The sequence below is a fragment of the Paenibacillus prosopidis genome, assembly GCF_003337375.1.
Lineage (GTDB): Bacteria > Bacillota > Bacilli > Paenibacillales > Paenibacillaceae > Pristimantibacillus > Pristimantibacillus prosopidis.
This window is the reverse complement of sequence record NZ_QPJD01000021.1, coordinates 80790-101453: the sequence shown is the minus strand read 5'-3', so window position 1 is coordinate 101453 and position 20664 is coordinate 80790. Positions and strand designations below refer to the sequence as shown.

General features: G+C 48.7%; 16 protein-coding genes. 7 read left to right on the top strand and 9 right to left on the bottom strand.

Going from position 1 to position 20664, the window contains the following annotated elements; translation table 11 throughout:
• Nucleotides 1-224 precede the first annotated feature (224 nt).
• Nucleotides 225-1295, top strand: coding sequence for a CotH kinase family protein (locus DFP97_RS26280; protein ID WP_114383645.1), 1071 nt, complete (start codon nt 225-227; stop codon nt 1293-1295).
• Between the two features lie 28 nt (nt 1296-1323).
• On the opposite strand, the gene cysK is transcribed toward DFP97_RS26280, so the two are convergent.
• The 5 genes from cysK to DFP97_RS26255 all read right to left on the bottom strand — a co-directional run bounded on the left by cysK (nt 1324) and on the right by DFP97_RS26255 (nt 7193).
• Entirely contained in the window at nt 1324-2241 is a 918-nt protein-coding gene (cysK, locus tag DFP97_RS26275; protein WP_114383644.1) for a cysteine synthase A, read from the bottom strand.
• Nucleotides 2242-2270: 29 nt separating this feature from the next.
• Nucleotides 2271-3476, bottom strand: coding sequence for an MFS transporter (locus tag DFP97_RS26270; RefSeq protein WP_114383643.1), 1206 nt, complete (start codon nt 3474-3476; stop codon nt 2271-2273).
• Nucleotides 3477-3604: 128 nt separating this feature from the next.
• Nucleotides 3605-4141, bottom strand: a complete 537-nt coding sequence (locus DFP97_RS26265) for a hypothetical protein (RefSeq protein ID WP_114383642.1) — start codon at nt 4139-4141, stop codon at nt 3605-3607.
• 210 nt (nt 4142-4351) lie between these two features.
• Nucleotides 4352-4756 carry a DUF350 domain-containing protein gene (locus tag DFP97_RS26260; protein WP_425453561.1) on the bottom strand — a complete coding sequence of 135 codons (405 nt, stop codon included), beginning with the start codon at nt 4754-4756 and terminating at the stop codon, nt 4352-4354.
• Between the two features lie 70 nt (nt 4757-4826).
• Nucleotides 4827-7193: an endonuclease MutS2 gene (locus DFP97_RS26255; RefSeq protein WP_114383640.1), complete on the bottom strand. Its 2367-nt coding sequence runs from the start codon at nt 7191-7193 to the stop codon at nt 4827-4829.
• A 177-nt stretch (nt 7194-7370) separates the two neighbouring features.
• Here DFP97_RS26255 and DFP97_RS26250 point away from each other — a divergent pair, with 177 nt between their 5' ends.
• From DFP97_RS26250 to DFP97_RS26240, 3 genes are all read left to right on the top strand, one after another.
• Complete coding sequence (locus tag DFP97_RS26250; protein ID WP_114383639.1) at nt 7371-7730, top strand: phage holin family protein; 360 nt, start codon at nt 7371-7373, stop codon at nt 7728-7730.
• A gap of 278 nt (nt 7731-8008) precedes the next feature.
• The gene (locus DFP97_RS26245; protein ID WP_114383638.1) at nt 8009-8404 is read left to right on the top strand and encodes a cupredoxin domain-containing protein; all 396 of its coding nucleotides are present in this window, start codon (nt 8009-8011) and stop codon (nt 8402-8404) included.
• Between the two features lie 400 nt (nt 8405-8804).
• Nucleotides 8805-9485 (top strand): SDR family NAD(P)-dependent oxidoreductase, encoded by a 681-nt coding sequence (locus DFP97_RS26240; RefSeq protein ID WP_114383637.1) that lies wholly within the window; start codon nt 8805-8807, stop codon nt 9483-9485.
• Between the two features lie 122 nt (nt 9486-9607).
• On the opposite strand, the gene zapA is transcribed toward DFP97_RS26240, so the two are convergent.
• From zapA to DFP97_RS26220, 4 genes are all read right to left on the bottom strand, one after another.
• Nucleotides 9608-11950, bottom strand: a complete 2343-nt coding sequence (gene zapA, locus DFP97_RS26235; RefSeq protein ID WP_181873686.1) for a cell division protein ZapA — start codon at nt 11948-11950, stop codon at nt 9608-9610.
• A gap of 94 nt (nt 11951-12044) precedes the next feature.
• Nucleotides 12045-14486 (bottom strand): phenylalanine--tRNA ligase subunit beta, encoded by a 2442-nt coding sequence (gene pheT / locus DFP97_RS26230; protein WP_114383635.1) that lies wholly within the window; start codon nt 14484-14486, stop codon nt 12045-12047.
• A 22-nt stretch (nt 14487-14508) separates the two neighbouring features.
• Entirely contained in the window at nt 14509-15543 is a 1035-nt protein-coding gene (gene pheS / locus DFP97_RS26225; protein ID WP_114383634.1) for a phenylalanine--tRNA ligase subunit alpha, read from the bottom strand.
• Between the two features lie 415 nt (nt 15544-15958).
• The gene (locus DFP97_RS26220; RefSeq protein WP_114383633.1) at nt 15959-17545 is read right to left on the bottom strand and encodes an alkaline phosphatase family protein; all 1587 of its coding nucleotides are present in this window, start codon (nt 17543-17545) and stop codon (nt 15959-15961) included.
• A gap of 163 nt (nt 17546-17708) precedes the next feature.
• Between DFP97_RS26220 and DFP97_RS26215 the strand changes: the two genes are divergently transcribed.
• The 3 genes from DFP97_RS26215 (at nt 17709) to DFP97_RS26205 (ending at nt 20642) form a co-directional block, all read left to right on the top strand.
• Entirely contained in the window at nt 17709-18749 is a 1041-nt protein-coding gene (locus DFP97_RS26215) for a hypothetical protein (RefSeq protein ID WP_114383632.1), read from the top strand.
• A 118-nt stretch (nt 18750-18867) separates the two neighbouring features.
• Complete coding sequence (locus DFP97_RS26210; protein ID WP_114383631.1) at nt 18868-19491, top strand: class I SAM-dependent methyltransferase; 624 nt, start codon at nt 18868-18870, stop codon at nt 19489-19491.
• A gap of 32 nt (nt 19492-19523) precedes the next feature.
• Nucleotides 19524-20642, top strand: coding sequence for a mandelate racemase/muconate lactonizing enzyme family protein (locus tag DFP97_RS26205; protein WP_114383630.1), 1119 nt, complete (start codon nt 19524-19526; stop codon nt 20640-20642).
• The last annotated feature ends 22 nt before the right edge of the window (nt 20643-20664 follow it).

Sequence of the window (20664 nt, the reverse complement as noted above, 5' to 3'; positions counted from 1 at the left end):
ATATATTTATATGTATCCCCTATAGCAGTGGTACTAGATTACTATCTATTTATTGAAGATTGAGCGAATGCCCCATTACGAAAATAATAGAGTCGACTCTGATTATTTCTTCTTATAAATACAGAAATAACAGTGACCTTCTAGGCGCCAACTGAATACGGTAAATAAAATAGAAGCCTATCGTCTGACGGTAGGCTTTATCTTTTGCCTCGGGGGATGGTTAAATGGCCACTGAAATATTGCCTACTCGCTCCATTCGGATTAATGCCTCTGATCTTCAAGAAATTCAAAGCAACGCTTGGGGTAAATCATTTAAACCCGCTGAATTGGAACAAGAGGGGAACCTATACAAAGCTAAGTTTGGACTGCGGGGCGGTCATACGCGCAATTATTCCAAAAAGTCATATGAGGTGCGCCTTGAAGGGGGCAGAACGCTTCATTGGAATGCCGAATTTGACGATCCTTCGATGATGCGCAACGCGCTTTCCTTTTATTTTTTCAACAAAATCGGGGTACCTTCACCTCAGACAAACCACTTCTGGCTTGTAATCAACGGGGTGCCGCAAGGCGTTTATTTGGAAATTGAGGCCGTTGACCGACTGTTCTTTGAGAAACGGGGAATCGGTTACCGCTCGCTCATTTATGCTGTAAACGACAGCGCTGACTTTAGCTTAATCGATCCGGAATCGAAACACAGGAAGCCCTCGTTATTCGACGGCTATGAGATTATGCATGGGAAGACGGGCACTAAGAGCCGGCTCGTTTCTTTTATTCGGAATCTTAATCGCAAGTCTGGTAAAAGCTTAAGTACATTCACTGCCCGCAGGCTTGATATATCACAATATTTATTGTGGCTGGCGGGTGCAGTCTTGACGGGGAATTATGATGGATTTGATCAAAATTACGCAATCTACGAGCATCGGTCAAGCGAAAAATATAGAATAATTCCGTGGGATTATGAGGGAACATGGGGAAGAAATTGTTACGGGAAGCCTTGCGGTAGCGACCTTGTCCGTTTGGAAGGCTATAACACGCTGACCAGCAAGCTCTTCACGTTCCCGGCTTGCCGCCGAAAATATAGCAAAATTATAAAAAAGCTGCTTAAAAAATCATTTACCGTTGAAAATCTTCAGCCGGTCATCCAAAAGATGCACCAGCGTCTATCTCCTGCCATACGTAATGACTATACGCGAAAAGCAAGCTACGACTCCTTTCTTTCAGAGCCATCCTTTATTCACGATTATATTGAAGAGCGAAGAGAATTAATTCAGAAATCGCTAAGGGAGTGGGCGTAAGTCCACCCCTCTCTCTCGAATGCTCCTCTTAAAATATGTCCATACTCATGTATCGTTCACCAGTGTCCGGGGCAATACAAAGTACCCTCTTGCCGGTACCAAGCCTCTTTGCGATTTGCATCGCCGCCCATACCGAAGCGCCGGAAGATGGACCAAGCAGCAATCCTTCCCTGGTAGCCAGACTTCTCATCGTGGTTAATGCATCTTCATCCGAAACTTGAATAATTTCATCATAAATGGATGTGTTCAGTATGGCTGGTACAAAGCCGGGACTTGTACCGACAAGTTTATGAGGACCAGGCTTCCCGCCAGACAGGACAGGCGAGCCCTGCGGCTCAACGACAGCTACAAATAGATTAGGAAGTAGTTCCTTGAGCCTTTCTCCCGTTCCGGTTATCGTTCCCCCGGTACCTGCTGTCGCCACAAAAGCATCAAGCTTACCTTCCGTTTGCCTCATAATTTCTTGTGCCGTCGTAATCCGGTGAATATTGGGATTCGCCATATTTTCAAATTGATTCGGAATATAGCTGCCTGGCCGTTCAGCCCGAAGCTCCTCCGCTTTGCGGATTGCCCCAGGCATCCGCTCAGCCGCAGGGGTAAGTACGACTTCTGCCCCGTAAGCCTGAAGAAGCTTAATCCGCTCCGCCGTCATGTTGTCCGGCATGACCAAAATCATTTTGTACCCTTTCGCTGCCGCATTCATCGCAAGCCCGATACCTGTATTTCCGCTCGTGGGCTCTATAAGGGTGTCACCTGGATGAATCAGCCCGCGCTGTTCCGCATCCTCAATAAGCGAGAAAGCAGCGCGGTCCTTCACGCTTCCGCTAGGGTTAAACCGCTCAAGCTTGACGCACACCTCAGCACTGCCTTCCGCAGAAAGACGGTTCAGCCGGACAACCGGCGTATCTCCGATCAATTTCGTTATATCCGATACTACTCTCGGCATCTGCTCCGCCTCCTTCCAACCATTCAATATTATGCTTTCTGCTGCTGTTCAAGAAATGGCTTCATGAACCACCAGCCCGCAATTGGAACAATGCCAACCGCAAACATCAGCCATGTAATAGCAAGCGGTGAATCGTTCAGCGGCAAAACGATTAAATAAGAAGATAATCCAATGACTCTGCCGATCACAAGTCCTGCTTCCCGAAGCACGATAAATTCCTCGCGTTCGCGTGCGCTTTCCTCCGATGCCCCGATCAAATCAAACGCTCTCGATGTCATTGGTATAATGTAAAACGGCATAAATAATGACGTCCCGATACCAAACAGCAGCAGCGTCGTATATGAAACGTTCCAGAATAGCGGCAAAATAACGACCCCTATCATCACGACGCCAATCAGCATCGACAGTTTGCGATTTTTCTTTTTCAGCTTTTTGCCGACGAACCAGAAGCTGATGAGGGCTACAAAGGATGTAATGAGCGAATACATCCCCAGCTTGCTTTCGTTCTTCGTTGCTACATATACGGTAAGACCGACAAGAAACATAAATACGCCCTCGCGCACGCCTTGTGCCGCAATAGCCGGGAACATGCGACGCCAAGGGTTCCCTTTCTTCATAAGCTGCTGCACGCCGTGCTTCCAGTTATAGGTTCCTTGTCCATGTCTTTTTTTCAACCAAAAGCTGAGTACGACACTGACAGCGAAAATGACCAGCGACAAGGTGAATATGAACCGGTACCCGCGCTCACCCTTCATCGATGTAATGAGCAGACCAGAAACCCATGGGGCAACTATACCTGCGGCGGAACCAAGCAGTCCTGCCCACCCGTTGTAACGGTCGCGGTTATCAGGATCGGTTATTTCGAAATAAATGACATTAAACGCGATCCAAAAAAATCCGAGCGCCATCCCGTCTAAAATACCTAGCGGCACGCTGTATGTTTTTGCTTGCGGTCCTAGCAGCAGCACTGCGCAATAGAAAGCTCCCGACAATATAATGCCTATGCGCAGACTATTCATTTTGTTATACTCTTTGACCCATTTCCCTGCAATCCAGAACGTTAATCCGCTTGTTGCATATTGGCTTAACGCAAACCAACCGATCAGCATGTACGACTGGCTGGCCTTCCATAAGTAAACCGGCACGAAAGTACCCGACAGCGCATTTGCAACAGCGAACAATCCCTGTACGATTAATAATAGCGCGGCTTGTCCGCCTAATGTCGTTTTTGCCAAAACGTTTCCTCCTGCCGTCAGAATGAGCTTTTAACTGCACTCATCCATTACCGTTGTGGTCAGAAATACGTTTTGTAAGGTTCCCTTAATCGCCGTAAGCCATGCCCGTCCAATATTACCAGTGAGCGCTATTCACTCGGAGTTAAACGTTCAAGCATTTGCTCCCGATCTCGCTGGCTGAGCAAAGATGAGGTGTTGAAGCAAGCTGGACATACATACATTTCGATCTGAAATGGCGCAGTCAAAACCGGTCCGCCTATAGCCGGTGCAATAGCCGGAGTAAAATGCTGATCGCCTATCGTCTGAATTCCCGCTTTTATCATATACTCACGGCAAGCGGGACATTCAGGAGCTTCCTCCTGGTCATCGACAATACGCTGAACCGTGCTTTCGACCGCTATCCTGGCGATGCTTCCGCTGCGATAGCCTTCTCCTTGCTCTAACCAGCGCTTATGATCCGTACTCTCATAATCCTCTTCCTCATGCGCCTCTTCCTCATATTCTTCTTCCAAATCTTCCTGCTGTTCATCGCTCTCCAAGCCGAGCTGTACGGACCGGTAATTGCTCAGCTCGCTTCCGCAGTGCGGACATAGCTCCTCAGGCCCTAATTCCTCATCCCAAACAATTTCTGTCAAGCACCATGGACAAATGACATGCTCTCCCATTTACGTTTCTTCCCTTCTAATTGTTCATTAAGTAAACGACTCCGAATGCAAAAAATAAAATAGCGATAACAAGTAAAATTCCCCATAAATATTTCATTAAAGCTGCCTCCAACCAAGCGTAAACGGCTTGCGCCATCCTTGGCGGCATAAGCTCGTTTCGCGGTGAAATATAAGGATCGTATAAGGTTCAAATTTATACTTTCTTATATTTTAAATTATGACAGTTGCTCCGATAACGTAGGAAATCGAAACGGATATCATCATAGCGATAAGCCCGACGGCACGGTTGTCGCGTGATATTTCCTCATCAATCCGAAATACAGGCGTCAAAAATTCGAATAAAAAATAGGCCGCCATTAATATGACGAATCCAAAAGCACCCCAAATCAAGCTTTGGTAAACCGAATCATTCGCTTCAATCGAAAAGCGGAAAATATTACAAATCCCAAATATTTTTCCGCCCGTTGCCATAGCTACTGCCATATTGCCATTTTTGATTTCACTCCAGCACTTATAGCGTGTAACGAATTCAAAGCATGACAAAAACACAATAAGGGAAAGAACCGTTACCGATACGTACACGAGAGAGGCGGCATACGGGTTGCTGAGCAGCATATCGACTTCATTATCCAAAACCTGACCCCTCCATCATCAAACGTGTTCATGTACGAAGGCAGGGTGACTGTTACTTAAGCTCCGCTACTGTAACGCCAACTCCGCCCTCACCGTAATTGCCTAAACGGAAGCTCTTTACATGGTTGTGCTTCCGCAAGTACTGCTGGATTCCCGTACGAAGCACACCAGTGCCTTTGCCATGGATAATGGACACTTGACCAAGTCCCGACAAAAACGCTTCATCTAAAAAACGGTCAACCTCAAGAATAGCTTCCTCCAGGTTTTCGCCCCGCAAATCAAGCTCCATCTTGACGTTCTCATCACGTGAACGCTTCAGGCTTGCCGCTTGCTTCGGCTGCTGAGGCTTTACGGATGCCGATGATTTAAGCAGCTCCAGGTCGTCCAAGGCAACCTTCATTTTCATAATGCCAAGCTGCACTGTAGCATCAGAGCCATGGATCTCGACGACCGTACCTTTCTGGTTCAGGCTGTATACGGTCACTTCGTCACCTGCTTCGATCTTCGCAGGCTTATTCGCTGCTTTCGTACCCCCGCGCTTCGTTTTCTGCAGCTCAGGCGCAGCTTCATCCAGCTTTCGGCGTGCTTCAATAAGCTTATGCTCCTTAACCGAAGCGCCTTCTTCCAATGCCAGCCTGCGCAAATCGGAGATAATTTGCTCCGCTTCCCGCTTGGCTTTCGCTACTGCTTCGCGTGCTTCTTCCTGTGCTTTAAGCAGCAGCCTGTCTTTCTGCTCCTCGAACCGCTGCCGTTCCGCCTCATGACGCGCTCTGAGCGTTTCCATCTCACGACGGAGCGATTCTGCCGTTTGACGTTCCGATTCAGCCCCTAATCGATTTTCCTCAAGCGAAGCAATCATATTTTCAACCCGTTGGTCCTCTTCGCTAACCTCGCCCCGGGCGTGGTCAATAATCGAACGGTCAAGTCCTAATCGTTCAGCAATGGCAAACGCGTTACTTCTCCCCGGAACGCCGACAAGCAGACGATAAGTCGGACTTAGCGTTGCAACGTCGAATTCCATGCTTGCATTAATAACGCCCTTTCGATTATAGGCATAAGCCTTAAGCTCGCTGTAATGCGTCGTCGCGACAATACGGCTATCCATCGCATGTACATGCTCTAATATCGCAATCGCCAGCGCTGAGCCTTCTGCGGGGTCTGTTCCGGCCCCAAGCTCGTCCAGAAGCACTAGGCTTTTGGATGTCATGGAGCTCAAAATACGAATGATATTTTTCAAATGGCTGGAAAATGTACTTAAACTTTGCTCGATGCTTTGCTCATCGCCAATGTCCGCATATATAGCGTCAAATACGCATAGCTGGCTTCCATCCTCAGCAGGCACGAACAAGCCTGACATCGCCATTAAGCTAAGCAGCCCGATTGTTTTGAGCGAGACGGTTTTTCCGCCTGTATTCGGCCCGGTCACAATGATTGCCGTATAATTGTTGCCGAGCTCCACATCTATTGGGACCACTTTATCGGCAGCGATTAACGGGTGACGGCCCCGCTTAAGTTTTAGAAACCCTCTATCGTTCATTCGAGGCAATGTCGCTTTCATCTCATGCGCAAGCCGCGCCTTTGCGTATGCGAAGTCGATTTGGCCAAGCAAATCTAAGTTGAAAAGCAGATCTTCAACATGATCCGATGTGTGAGCGGTCAGCTTTTGTAAAATTTTCTCGATCTCGCGCAGCTCTCCGGCCTTGAGCTCACGCAGCTTGTTATTCATGGCTACGATTGCTTCAGGCTCAATAAATAAGGTCGCTCCCGATCCCGATTGATCATGCACGATGCCGCCAAAATGGGAACGGTACTCCTGCTTTACCGGGATAACGTACCTGTCGTTTCTGAGTGTCACGATAGCGTCCTGCAGCATCTTCTGCACGGAAGAGGAACGAATCATTTGCTCCATCTTCTCTCGAATACGAGATTCACCATTGCGCAGCTCGCGTCTAATCGAAGCGAGCTCTGTGCTGGCGCTGTCCATAACTTCAGCTTGATCATCGATACAGTCAAAGATGGCATCCTCGAGCGGCTTGTGCTCACTGATCTGCTCCGCTATATGCTGAAGCATCGGAATGGGATTCTCTTCATTCAATACGCTGATATGCTTCTTAACGCGGCGTCCGCCTCGAGCGGTGGCCGCTATATCCATCAGCTCGGCAGGATTAAGCGTACCGCCGATCCGGGCACGATGCAGAGGCGCTTTAATGTCGACGATTCCGCCGAATGGCGCGCTTCCTTTAAGCCGGTCTGCCGTATAAGCTTCGTCCGTAGCTTGCAATATGAGCTTAACCGCTTCAAGGTCGGAAACCGGCTGCAGTGCTTCTGAAACCGATTTACCGAGCGATGTTGCGGCATGCTGCGATAATCTATGTATGATTTTAGGAAACTCTAGTGTCGTCAAAATTTTCGTATCCAACAAATAACACTCCTCTCGCCCTATTATTATATCCGAACCGCGAACGCTATGCACGGGCCCAGCATCAAATCCATACATAATTCATGCTAAAATGGTCACAATAGTAACGATTGAACCGCCTTATGAAGTGACTTTTGCTACACAAACCGTAAGTTTATGCTAAGGAGGGTTTATGATATGAGGTTTTTGGGCCACGTTGTCCGCTTTATTGTAGCCGCGATTGTGTTAATGATAGTCGGGTTTATTGTTCCTCAGTTTACTGTCGGCGGATTTTGGAGCGCGCTATTTCTTGCTCTCGTCATCGCGGCGATCGGCTGGATTATTGAAGGTATATTTGGAAAACGGATTACGCCATTTGGACGCGGTATCGTCGGCTTTCTTGCCAGCGCAGCGGTCATTTGGATCGCCCAATTCATCGTCGGAGACGTTACCGTAACATGGCTTGGCGCCATATTGGCTGCTCTTGTCATAGGGATTATTGACCTGTTCATTCCGGTCAGCACCCCTTATGACGCAGGCAGACGCGAACGTGCCTAAATGATGTTGCAGCGACAGCCCTTGACAGCCCAATACGGCCTTCAAGGGCTGCTTGCTGCATTCACATGCTATTCATCAGTTTGTCATACTCCTGTCACTGTATTTACAGACCAGATAGGTTACAATAAAAATATTCAAGCCATACAAGCGTAAACGGCTGACGCCGTCTTGGCGGCAAAAGCTCGTTTCGCGGTGAAATATAAGCATCGTATAAGGTTCAAATTTATACTTTCTTATATTTTAACAAAGTTAACATATTGAAAGGGGAAGCTTTACAAATGAAAAAATGGTTACTTTTTGCCAGCGTCATGTGTGTCGTATTTGTCATTGCAGCATGCGGTACCAACAAAGGCACGAACAACGCAGCTAATCAGGAGGTTAGCACAGGTATCGCTGACAGCGGCGCAGCATCCTCGGAGCTTGTTATCACGGCATCCAACTGGGAGTTTGATCAGAAGGAATACAAGATCAAAGCCGGCGAAACGGTCAATCTTACGCTTAAATCGATTGATGGCGTACATGGCATACAAATCCTAAACACAGACTATGATAAAATCGAAAATGGCAAAACAGTCCCTGTCAGCTTTTCGAAAGCTGGAACATACGAATTGATTTGCAACGTTCCCTGCGGACAAGGCCATAGACAAATGAAAGCTACATTAGTTGTAGAGTAAATAAATAAACCCGCGGCATTTATGCTGCGGGTTTATTTATATTGCTTTTATTGCTGCGAATAAATGCGAGAAGACGTCATAAAATATATTCTAGACATCCCTAAAAATCGTTACTATTTCAATCAAGTTTTATCTAATTTCGTATGAATGATTCTTTGGGGTAGCATGCTGTTACTCAGATTCCGTCCGAAGTTTCGCTTATGGCTAGTTAATCGACAGTCTCGAAAATCCACAATAGATCTTCAGTAATCCGGTTAAGATCTTGCAGGAGCAAGTTAGCCGCATTAATATAATCTTTCCTTACCCATTAAGTAAGAAAGTCTGATAGCTCTGCCTCTTCCGCTGCTAACTGACCTCTGATAAGATAGTCACAATACGAACAAGGAATGGAGGAACGGTTATGGGAGTATTAAACGATCGAGTCGCCATAATCAGCGGAGCCGGTACGGGGCTGGGCCGCGCAGCTTCAATTTCTTTCGCCTCCGAAGGTGCGGATGTCGTCCTTCTGGGGAGGCGTAAGGCTAAGCTTGAGGAAACAGCAGCAGCAGTTAAGCAAAAGACGGGCAAAGACGCGCTGATATTGCAAACTGACGTCTCAGATGAGCAGCAAGTACTGGATACCGTAACGGCTGCGCTTCAGCAACGGGGCCGGATCGATATTATTTTAAACAATGCCGCCGTGTTTGAGCCTGGAACAGTACTTGAATTAACGTCTGACGAATGGCAAAATCAAATCGCAACTAATTTAACCGGACCGTTTCTTCTGACGAAAGCCGTATTGCCAGCCATGCGTAAAGCAAAATACGGACGAATTATTAATATAACCTCAGGTTTATCCTGGAACGGAGCCGGCGGCTATGCCGCTTATAGCGCGGCCAAGGCAGGCTTGGAATCATTAACGCGAACGCTTGCAGATGAAGAGCATGAGCATGGCATTCTAGTTAACTTGTACAATCCAGGTACGCTTCGTACGGAAATGCATGCAACCGGTAAAGATCCTGCCATCGTAACGCCTGATCTCATTCGACTGGCAACCCTGCCTGTCGGTGGTCCTACCGGCACGATCCTCTCCTATGGGTAGGAAAAGGCAACTATACAAGGGCAGCGTGTTAATTCAAGCACAACTCTTTTCCACGAAAAAAACCCGCAGTGATAAGCATCGGCTTCCAGCCTCGCTTGTTACTGCAGGGTTTTTTTGTCGTTTTAGCTTTGTTCGATGAGTTCAATCCATTCATTGTATTCGGTTTGCAGCTTGGAATACTCGTTTTTCAGCTTATGGTGCTGCTCAAGCAAATGCGCGTGATCCTCAGCCAGCTTAGCTGCTGCGCGGGCTGCTTCATCGCGCTCGTATGCTAACGACTCCGCTTCCCGGGCTGCCTTATCACGCTCGGACGCCAGCTTCTCAGCAGCCCGGGCTGCCTCATCCCGCTCGCTTTCGAGCTTCGAAGTATGCTCGCTCAGTTCCTCCTGCAGCTCAGATGCCGCCGCAGCCTCCTGCACCGCCCGTTCAAGCTGTATGCGCAGCGCCTCTTCGTCTGCCTCTTGCGCCTTCTTCTCCTGCTCCAGCCTTACCGCTTCCGCTGCCGTCTGCTCCGCATATTGCTGCTGTGCTTGCAGCCGCTCGCTCAATTCCCGCTCACGGGCTGCAGCCGCTTCAAGCTGCTGCGCCGCAATACGCTCGCGGGCTGCCGTGAGCTCGAGCTGCTCGGTTAGCTCCCGCTCTCTCGATTCCAGCTTCTCAAGCTCCGCTTTATAGGACTGCTCGCTTTGCGCTGCGGATGCTGCTATTTTCTCGATTTGCTCAAGCTGTGCTTGCAGCTTATGAATGCTCGTCTCGTAATCATGACGCTGCTGCAATAGCTGCTCCTCATGATTCGCTTCTAATTGCTTATATTGCTCTTCGTGCAGGGCAACCAGCTGTTTATGCTGAGCTTCAAGATGCTTGTAACGCTCATCCCGCTCAGCTATCGTCTGCTCTAATCGTTCGTTGCTTTCAGCCGCCAATTGCTTGAATAGCTCATCATTTTCTGCTTCTACCAGCTTAAGCTGCTCTTCCTGCTCCTGACGTAACGATTGCAGAAGCTCACCATGCTCTTTCTTGAGCGATATTAATTGCTGTTCATGCGTCTCTTGAAGCATTTCCCGCTGCTTTTCAAGCTCTGACCTCAATGTATCGAGATGCTCTTCTTGCGCCAGCTGCTGCTGCAAAATCAGCTCCTCTTGCGCCATTTGCCGCTCCTCAAGCTGCATCAGCTTTTGCTCTTGCTGCTGCTCCCTCTCTTTTGCCTCTTTCAGACGCAGCAGCAATTCCGTCGCGCGCTTATCTGCTGCCGAAACGTGATTGCGCTCGTGAATGAGCTTCTGCTCAAGCTCCTGTATGATGTGATTAGCTTGGCTATTGTGCTTCTGCAGCTCCGCTAATTGTTTACTGGTTTCATTAAGCTGATCTTCGCGATCCCGGCCTTCTTGCTCAAGCTGTGCAAAAGACGTACGGAAAGACTCCTCCTGCTCCATTGCACGTACCAGCTGTTCCTCTGCTAATGCAATACGCTTCTCCAACGCTTCTTTTTCCGCATTCCAGCTTTGCTGGAGCTCGGTTATCTGTGCCTGCAGCCTGCTCCGCTCTTCCAGCCAGCCGTTTCTGCGCCGTTCGAGATCCGAGCGGAACGATTGCTCCTTCTCTGCAGCCTCTGCCTTCCATGCTTGCTCCCGTTCCTCATTCAGGCGGTCACGCTCCAATTGCGCAGCTTTAGCATTCGCCAGCCAGCCCTGCTCACGTTCATCCCATTTATTCTGCCAGCTTGCTGCCAGCTCAGTCAGCAGCTTTTCTTTCTCTGCTGTTACATCGGCAAACAGCGCTGCATGGCTTGCTTCCAATGCTGCCAGCTGCTCATCCTTCTCGCGCCGCAGCTCTGCCAGCTCCGCTTCCTTCTCTTGCTCCAGCTCTAACAGCTTGACTTGTATTTCCTGCCTCAGCTCTGTAAGCTGCTCTTCTTTGTCCTTACTGAGCCCTGCCATCTGCTCTTCCTTCTCGAGCTTTAACGCCGTTAACCGTTCCGCGTGTGCCGCAGTAAGCTGTGCGATTTTCTCCTCCTGAGCCTTAAGCGCCTCGGCCGCTGCTTCCTGCTGAGCCTTCGCTTGCTCAGCGGCAAGCTCAAGCATTTCTGCCAGCTCCGCTTCAGCAGCAGCCTTCGCCTCTTGGAGCTTCTCGTTAGTCGCGCGTTTCGCCTCAGCCAATTCAGCCTGAAGCGCTTCTGCCTGTTTAGTCGTCAGCTCGAGCTGGTGACTAAGCACATGCAGCTTAGCCTCCTCCTCTTGGAGTCTTGAATTGTCCCGCCGCAGACGAAATACTTCCTCCGTTATTTGTACGGCGGAGAGAACAGCCAGCTTTTGCATATCCAGACGCGGATAGCCTTTGGCAAGCTTCTTCATGCTTTCATCGATTGCACTTGCAACCCTTTTCATATATTCCACATTGGAATGACCTTTAAGCTTATATTGAACTCCATATATATCAACCGTAACTACCGTTTGTTCAGCATCCATTAAGGCAAATCCTCCCATTGTCCAAGTAGAGCAACAAAAAGCCGCATCGTAGCTCACTAGGAACTATTTCGATGCGACTTTGAAGGTTTCCTGCCTACTTTCGTAATTCCGCTGCAAAAGATTGTTCCAATTGGAAAACAACCTTTCCGTGCAGCTCTGTTACCTCTTCATCTGTCAAAGTACGCTCGCCGTGACGGTACACAAGCGATATTGCGACACTTTTCTTGCCCGCGCCAAGCTTCTCTCCCGTAAATACATCGAACACGCGGACAGACTCAAGCAATTCACCCGCAATGTCCCATGCTGTACCGGTCAGCTTGGCAGCCGCCACCGCTTGATCAACGACCACCGCGATATCGCGCTGCATAGCCGGATAACGGGGAAGCACCTTGTATTCAATTTCCGAATCCGCTAATTCATAAAGCAAATCCAGACCGATCTCGAGCACGTACGTATCAGCGAGATCCGCTTCCAGCTGAAGAGCGGGATGCAGCTGTCCGACGTAACCGATCACTTCCGGTCCATGCGGCGTATCAATAAGAACGGCAGCTGTTCGGCCCGGGTGGAAATGCTCCGGCTGAGCCGCCTCGTACGATACGCTTGCCGTTAATCCAAGCACGCCAAACACGGTCTCCAAAATGCCCTTCGCATCGTAAAAATCAACCTGAACCGCTTTAGCGTTCCACTGCGCTTCCGTGCGATTGCCTGTCAGCAGCGCCGCAAAACGGTGCTTCTCCTGCGGCAAGCGCGTCAGCTGCGCTTCATCGGTATGGAAAACGCTGCCGATTTCAAAAATTGCAGCTGATTCATTTTTACGGTTGCGGTTATAGGCAGCTGTTTCGAGCAGCTGTGCGATAAGTGTCGTCCGAAGGACACTGCGGTCCTCACTCATCGGCATCGCCAGGCGAACCGGATTTGTATCCATCGCTAATGCCGGGAATAGCTTCGTCCGTCCAGGTCCCGTGAAGGAATAGCTGACGACCTCATGAAGGCCTGCATCCGTCAGACGCTTGCGCAGCTCGCGGCGAATCGCCTGGGGCTTCGAAAGCGAGCCCGGCACCACATCGCCGTGAATAAGCGTCGTAGGGATGTTATCGTAGCCGTGCAAGCGGGCAACTTCCTCGATTAAATCGACAGAGCGCGTAATATCGCCGCGGCGGGTCGGTACGTGAACGCTAAACACATTGCTGTCAGACAGCTCATATTCAAAATGCAAACGGCCAAAAATCGTCTGAACCTCAAGCCTCGAAAGCTCGGTGCCGAGGTAGCCGTTGATTTTATCCAAGGAAACATCCACTTTGGCCGGCTGTACGAGACCGCTTGAAACCTCGACTATACCTTCGGTAACTAGACCTTCCGCAAGCTCTGCGATAAGAGCAGCCGCACGATCTAGAGCCGGTATCACTCTAGCCGGGTCGACTTCTTTCTCGAAGCGGATGCTTGATTCCGAGCGAAGGCCGAGCTGGCGCGACGTTTTCCGTACGGTGCCGCCATCGAATTTAGCCGATTCCAGCAAAATGTTAACGGTCTTTCCCGTTACCTCGGTGCTTGCTCCGCCCATTACGCCCGCCAGCGCAATCGGCTGATTGCCATCCGTAATAACGAGCATATGAGGCTCCAAGCGGCGCTCTTGATCGTCCAGCGTTACGAGCGTTTCGCCGGCTTTTGCAAGCCGGACGTCAATACGTCCGCCCGGCACGCGGTCTGCATCGAATGCATGCAGCGGTTGACCGTATTCCAGCATGACGAAGTTCGTCACGTCAACCACATTATTAATCGGACGCACGCCTGCAGCGATCAAACGGTTTTGCAGCCACAAAGGAGAAGGGCCGACTTTAACCCCTTTAATATAACGAGCCGAATAATGCGAGCATTGCTCAGCTGCGCTAATGCTAACAGATACGAGACTATCGGTACGGACCGGAGTATGATTAACGGATGTGTCCGGCAGACGAACCTCGCGGCCGGTCAGCGCCCCGATCTCATACGCTACGCCCAGCATGCTTAAGCAGTCAGAACGGTTCGGCGTCAGATCAAGCTCCAGCACCTCATCATTAATGCCAAGCACTTCCCCGATTGGCGCGCCAATCGTTGTCGTTGCAGGCAGCACAAGAATGCCTTCCTGCTGCTCCTTCGGCAGCAGCTTGTCGTTCAGGCCAAGCTCCTTCGCCGAGCAAATCATGCCTTGTGATTCAACGCCGCGCAGCTTCGCGCGCTTAATGTTGAAGTCGCCTGGAAGCTTCGCCCCAATAACCGCTACGGGAACAAGCTGGCCTGCATCGACATTTTTGGCGCCGCATACGATTTGCAGCTCTTCGCCCGTACCGACGTCCACCTTGCAAACGTTCAGCTTATCCGCATCAGGATGCTTTTCTTTCGATTTCACATAACCGACAACGACGCCGGTCACGCCCTTGTTGCGGGATTCCACGCTGTCGATCTCGATGCCGCCGCGCGTCATTTTCTCCGCCAGCTCTTCGGCCGTATAACCCGACAGATCGATATATTTATTTAACCATTGATAGGATACGTTCATTTCTCTTCTTCCCTTCTCTTCGTCACATTCTCGCAAATTGACTCAAAAACCGCAGATCGTTCGTATAGAAATGACGAATGTCGTCAATGCCGTATTTCAAAAGCGCGATACGCTCAACGCCCATGCCGAAAGCGAAGCCGCTGACCTCTTCCGGGTCGTAGCCGCCCATCTCAAGCACGCGCGGATGCACCATGCCGCAGCCAAGAATTTCAAGCCAGCCCGTATGCTTGCACATCCGGCAGCCATGGCCGCCGCACTGCACGCAAGTCACGTCAACCTCGGCGCTCGGCTCTGTGAACGGGAAGAAGCTTGGACGAAGACGAATTTGCGCTTGCGCTCCGAACATTTGCTGGACGAATTGCAGCAGTGTCCCCTTCAAGTCGCTCATCCGAATGTTTTTGCCGATAACGAGTCCTTCAATTTGATTAAACTGGAACGAATGCGTAGCGTCGTCATCATCGCGGCGATACACTTTACCCGGGCAAATAACCTTGACAGGCGTTTCTCCGTTCATCGCTTTCATCGTGCGGACCTGTACAGGCGACGTGTGCGTGCGCATTAAAATATCATCCGTCACGTAGAACGAGTCCTGCATGTCGCGTGCCGGATGGTTTTTAGGCAAATTCAACGCCTCGAAGTTGTAGTAATCCTCCTCAACCTCCGGGCCCTCCGCTATCGTATAGCCTAGTCCGATAAACACATCCTCGATTTCTTGAGCTACCTTATTGAGCGGATGCACAGAGCCTGTCGGCAGCTGCTTGCCCGGCAATGTCACATCAATCGTCTCGGCGAGCAGTCGGTTGTTCGTTTCAGCTTGCTGGAACGCCTCCTGCTTCTCCTCGATAACCGTCTCAATTGCCGCTCGGACATCATTCGCAACCTGACCGATAACCGGACGCTCTTCCGCGCTCAATCCGCCCATTCCGCGTAAAATTTCTGTAAGCGCGCCCTTTTTCCCTAAGTACTTTACGCGCAAGTCGTTCAGCTGCTGCGGCGTTTCCACATGCTGCAGCTCTTGAAGCGCTTCGATGCGCAGCCCTTCCAATCTTTCCTTCATCGTTCTTCGCCTCCATATCATCTTCCATAAATCTTGACACAAAAAAAGGCCCTCTCTCCCTAAAGGGACGAAAGAACCGTGGTACCACCCTAATTCGGATTACATGCCAGCCTGTCATCTATCGCCTGACGGCGGACTGCAATCCCTTAGCCCCATAACGGCGGGAACCGGACACTCCCTACCCGCGCCTTGCAGCAAGCTGCGCCAGCGTTTCAGGGGTCTGCTCCGGAGCGAACTTCGGCAGCCTGATTTCACAAAGACGCTCTCAATCTACGGCGTCTTCTCCCTGTACGAAAGCACTGCGTACTTTTCTCCATCATCGCTTTACTGCGAATATGAAATATTAATCTTTATTATATGCAATCTGTTGCAGCGTTGCAACAATTAAGGTTCGTGTTTCATATGATTTGCCAGCTTATCCGTTAACTATTTTCAGAATCCAGTCTTTGATATCAACAGATCGCAATGTTTTAGGCCGGGTACTCGTTCCGGTTACAATTAATGGCACAAGTGAATCCAGTTCATGCAGCGAACCGTGGGCCCCTCCGTTGAAGTGGGTAGGAGAATTTTCACCGACAATTTCGTATCCCGGCTGCACCGTGACGACAACATATTTTCCTTCATGAGAATTCATGGACCCGTATAATCTGGCAAGTACGTCAGGATACTTTCCATACTTGATCCGGTTGTTCGTTATCATAATATCCACGAGGTCGGAGTCGCCCGAAAATGTCCACGATTGCCCATATTCATCCACATACTTTCCGCCTGGGCGGTAAGAAAACGTTTTGCCGTTTATCCCTGCAGTGATACGAATATTTTTACCGTCTTTCATAGCGATGATATCTAGCTTCTCCTCGTTTTTCAAAAGCTCCACGAGATCAGATATCTCAACCTTAGCATCTATCGCATAAACATAGGCCATCCGTTCGTTAGCGGCGATCACAATTTGGTCCTCGGTCCTGACAGTTTGATTTAATTTTGCTATACGGTACCGGTTCAAAAGCGGCCTTAAATCAACCTCGGCTGCTTTCCGGTCATCATAGACATAGCTTTGCCCGCTGTCTCCCATGACGACCCATATGGCGTTTTTTACAGCTTGATCCCATGAGCCGTAAGCACCCAGCACCTCCTGTAGCGCTTGATCGGCTTTTTCAATCCCCCCCAATTCAGAAGGGCCTTTTCGATGGACGACATTATCATTTTCCGGAAAATAAGTAATCGTGACCGTTGGACGTTTATTTTGTTTAATAAGATAAGCAGTGTCCTGCGCGGATAATTCGTCGTTCATTCCATATTTTTTCCAGACTGTGGTATCCAGGATATTGTTCGGATCTTGCTGTGCAAGCGCCGCATAGGATAACCATTTCGGTCCTGTTACATTGATTTGTTCCGGTAAACTTGTGCTGTCCGCTACCCATTGCGGCATGCGTAAGGCATGCGCCGTTTTCCCTCTAAAAACGACAGCATTGATCGATGCGGAGTTTTTTCCTTTTTCAGCCAGCTCCTCATGTATCGTTTTCGTTTTTTTGTTCAATTGAACCTGATTCAACTGATAAATAGCATCCATAAGTACTTGCGGTTGATTGATTTTCAAGGCTTCCTTGGCACCATTTCCATAAAAAATCATGCGGCCTTCTTTACCGCTGTACCAGACTAGTCCAGGCACTTGGTGCCGGTCTGCATACACTCCTGTTAATAATGTACTGTCAATCGTCACAGACATCGTGGGAAACGAACTGACGACCTTCGGAAAATATTTTCCGTTATTGATCAAAAACTGCAGAGCGGGAGCGCGGCCTTCTTGCATCGCTTTCCGCAGAGGCTTGTCCATCAAAGAATCGATGATGATAAATACGACGGGTTTGTTGTTTTGATTTACTGTGGCATTGGACTTTGCTTTCAGTTGTTTGATCCGCTCTCCAGACTCCCCCGTGCAGCCGGTAATAAGCAAACTTAGGCATACCACGAACATAATGGCCTTTTTATGTCTTGCTTTCATAGGATTTCCCAACCTTCTTTAAAGCTTTTTTTCCTGGTTTATTTTCTCTTGAATTGAAATAAATTATTCCAGAAACAGCGGAGCTCAAAGGGGCATCTATATTTCCGTCCCGGTTCGGGAACATTAACAAACGCTGCTTTATAATCATACGGGAGGCGAAAACATGCGAAATATCGAAATCAGGCCGAACCTTAGAACGGCCGGGGGAGAATTCAGTGATATTATGGTAGGCGGCCGGTTTGCGGGTTCCTTAACACTGGTATACAGGGAAGGAGACCGCGTCACGGGGTCCGTCCAGCTGGACAAGGAATCATTGAAGCCTGCTTACAAACAACGCGTCGAATCCTACTTGAAGGACTATATTCAATCCTTGATCGATGCAGTCGGGGCAGAGGCATGCGATGTTGTCATGACTTTCAGCCGTTTCGATGATATTGTAACTACGGCTGAGGAGGATTATGAAGCCAAGACAGAGGAGTTTAACGCAGAGGAGTTTACTACTCGAGACCGGCAAGATTACAGCCCACAGCGTCAAACTCATTTTTCCGACGAGAACGAAGTGTCAGCGGAGGATTGGGAATCCGCCGAATACGAATTGGTAATGGTGAACAAAAAACGGAATCGCATCGATTATCAGGTTTACGACAACAAAGGAAAATGGATAGCTGAGGCCTTACTCAGAACTGACCATGCGCACATTTCGGGGGATGTACGCTGGGTAATCGAGCCGGATGACGATGAAGTCGAAAATATCACTGAGCTGCTGGTTTCGGATTTTGATGAAGATATTGTGGATACATTCATTATTAACCATAAATTCAATGGGGAACTATTAGAAACCGTGGAATTGACCCACGATGACCTATTGGATACTCCGGTCGAGGTAATCAGGGATTCTGCGGAGGAGGAAGATTTTAACGTCATTTTAGCCCGTGATGACGGAGAAGTTTTAACCTACGAGATTTATCAGCATACTGCCGGAAAACTACCGATCGGAACCGCAACTGTAAACATTAGGCATCGCCGGTTAACCGGCTTCATTGATTTCCGCGACCAACCCAACGTCAACGATGCTGGAGCTATTACTTCCGCGCTAATGAAGGAGCTTGACAAAGAAAGGGACTACGACGGTCTTAACCTCTCTCTGATGTTCAAAAACGAACTGGTTGATGAACTTATTATAGATAACGAACCAGTCCATTAATCGAGGTTGAAGAAAGCGAAAGCGCATCTTCTTTATGGTTTATAAAGAGATGCGCTTTTTGTTTTTTCCGGATCAGTAATATTTTCCATGTATGTTTACTGGAGGAAAGAGTTAAATTATGTTTCGTTACTTTAAAGAAATGGTGGTGAGTACTGACAAAATGCATCTTTCTCCGCAATTGTACCATTGGTTTGTTCGTCCGCGATGGTTTACAAAAAAATACATCCACGACCACATTGAGAGCCATTTCGTTTTGGACAATAAAGCCGTGCTGGATTTTGGGTCCGGTACCGGCGCAAATTGTTCCATATGTAATCCCAGTCATTATCTAGGGATCGAACCGAGTGCAGAGAGGGTTGATCTTTCCAAGCGGCTTTACCCGAACCACAACTTTATGATATTTGATGAAAAACGGATTCCGACGCATAATGAATCGGTTGATTATATTATTGTAGTTGCGGTTCTTCATCACATATCAGACGATCAGATCAAGGATTATCTGCTTGAATTTGAGAGGATCTTAAAGCCTGGTGGAAGAGTCATTGTCATGGAGCCATACCTATGCAATAAAAATAAATTTAATAACCGGTTTATGAACTGGTATGATGACGGCGATTATATACGTAATGAGGACAGCTATTTGGAATTATTTCAAGCCGGGCGGTTTAAGTGTCAGGTATTGAAAAAGTTTACAAAGTGCTTTGTCTACAATGAAATCTTTTTTTCCGCTACGCCAAACTAATCGGCAATTAAAAGTTAAGGAGGCTGCATAATTTGCAGATTCATAAAATCGATACGTTTCCGCTCTTTTATCGCCTTCCTAAGCCGTATGGGGACGCCAACGGCATTAAATCGTACCGGGCCTGTTATATGATCCGGATAACGACTGATACCGGCGTCGAGGGTTGGGGCGAATGCGTCGATTGGCTTCCAACCTTGCATAAAGGATTTCACGAGCGTATCATTCCTTATTTGACCGGAAAATCTGTCGCCGATAGAAACCTTTTAGTCCGGAGCATAAAAAAATGGCATACGCGCGCGGCTTCGGCCGTTAGTATGGCATTAACCGAAATTATGGCAAAAATATGCGGAGTTTCCGTATGCGGCCTTTGGGGAGGCAAGTTTCGCGAGAAAGTGCCCGTTTATGCTTCGTTTCAGTCCTATTCGGAAGAGATGGACTGGCAAAAGCATTCCCTAAGGACCGTTGAAAATGCGGTTAATCAGGGATTTGATAAAATCAAGGTGAAGATAGGTGGAAAATCTATCGCTGAGGATCAACAGCATATCCTCTTAATACAGAACTCGCTGCAAGGAAAGATTGAATTGGCTTTGGACGCCAATCAAAGCTATGATGTGGCTGCTGCTCTTAAATGGCAATCTCTTCTTGAGGGATGGCCTAATCTCCTTTGGGTTGAAGAACCGCTGCCGATTAGCCACACTGCCGGCTATGCGATGCTGAGAAACCGTTTAAATGCACCGCTTGCCGGCGGTGAAAATATCGAGGCGGCGGCCGATTTCCTTCCTATCCTTACACAGCATGCTCTTGATTTCATCACTCCCGACCCTCTTCATGTCACAGGGATAGACGGATACAGGGAAACATTAAGGCTTGCCAGAAATTTCGGCATACGTACAACGCCGCATACCTTTGACGGTGCATTAACGCGCTTATACGCCATTTTCGCTCAAGCCTGTTTGGAAGCATGGAGCAAAATGGGAACGGACACCATCGAGCCTGTTGAATGGGATGTTATGGATAATCCGTTTACTAAATTAATCCCGATTTATCCGTCGGATGGAGAAATTACCGTTCCCTCCGGCCATGGGATCGGGATCGAAATCGACCTTGAAATGCTCGAATTTTATCAATGGAACGGAAGCAGTTATGTTTAGATAAGACATTAAGCAAGTCATG